Source organism: Bartonella capreoli, assembly GCF_902813205.1.
GTDB classification, from domain to species: domain Bacteria; phylum Pseudomonadota; class Alphaproteobacteria; order Rhizobiales; family Rhizobiaceae; genus Bartonella; species Bartonella schoenbuchensis.
Genome location: NZ_CADDZX010000123.1, coordinates 1 through 541, shown reverse-complemented (window position 1 = coordinate 541; position 541 = coordinate 1). Strand labels below are relative to the sequence as shown.

1 pseudogene is annotated in these 541 nt (G+C 44.4%); it reads left to right on the top strand.

From position 1 onward, the window contains the following. Positions 1-541 (top strand): annotated as a pseudogene (locus J7R05_RS07645) (pseudouridine synthase); the annotation flags it as partial.

Below are 541 nucleotides of genomic sequence, written 5' to 3'. Positions count from 1 at the left end.
CGATACGCGTGTTCTCAGGGGGCAAGTTGTGCGCGTGCCACCTTTCCCTATTGATGATAAAGAAAGCTTACCAATAACGGATAAAACACTTCGTGGACAGGATGATGGAACCGTTTTAAAAAAAATGCTTGTCTAGGAAGATCCAAAGAATTTTGTTTTTAGTAAGCCTGCGAGGTTAGCTGTACAAGGTGGTTCTGGTTTGGCGCGCCACGTGGATAGCATGCTTGAGGTATGGCGCAATAAGAAAGGCGAAAAACCACGTTTAGTGCACCGCCTTGATCGTGAAACATCTGGTGTGCTTATTGTTGCACGGTCTAGGAGTGCTGCGCAGGCTTTAACGGCTGCTTTTAGAGAGCGGGAAACGAAAAAGACTTATTGGGCATTGGTTCGGGGAGTTCCTAAAAAAAATCAGGATAAAATTTCAACATGGATGGTTAAGGAAAACACTGCACAAGGTGATAAAATGCGCGTTTGTGAACACGGAGAACCAGATTCTAGCCATGCAGTTTCTTATTATCGTGTTTTAGATACAAGAGGGAGA